General features: G+C 37.7%; 1 protein-coding gene. It reads right to left on the reverse strand.

All coding sequences use genetic code 11. The annotated features are described in order from the left end of the window. Nucleotides 1-24: 24 nt before the first annotated feature. Nucleotides 25-316 (reverse strand): transposase (locus WAE57_RS15835; RefSeq protein WP_337711313.1); only part of this gene is annotated, 292 nt, incomplete at its 5' end.

Raw genomic sequence — 316 nt, forward strand, 5'->3', positions numbered from 1 at the left:
TAACCTGAGTTCGATGAAATTCGCTTAGCCTCTTAGCATATTTTGGAAAGTTGGCTTATTGGGATTCAAGCAATATGCCACTACAGCAGCCATGATATTCACCATGAAGTTATTCACCGAACGATGACGTGAATGTTCAAGTTGATGTAAATTTTTTAATTGATCATTCACTGTTTCGATCAATCCTCTTTTGCAAAGCAACTGTTTTTCTTCTTCAGTTTGGATGGATTTATTTTTCATATTCCGACGTGATGGGGTCAATATTTTGAGTCCTCTTGCTGCTAAAGCTTCGGCTTTTGCTTTGCTCAAATAGCCT

It is taken from the genome of Acinetobacter sp. NS-4 (assembly GCF_037402435.1).
Lineage (GTDB): Bacteria > Pseudomonadota > Gammaproteobacteria > Pseudomonadales > Moraxellaceae > Acinetobacter.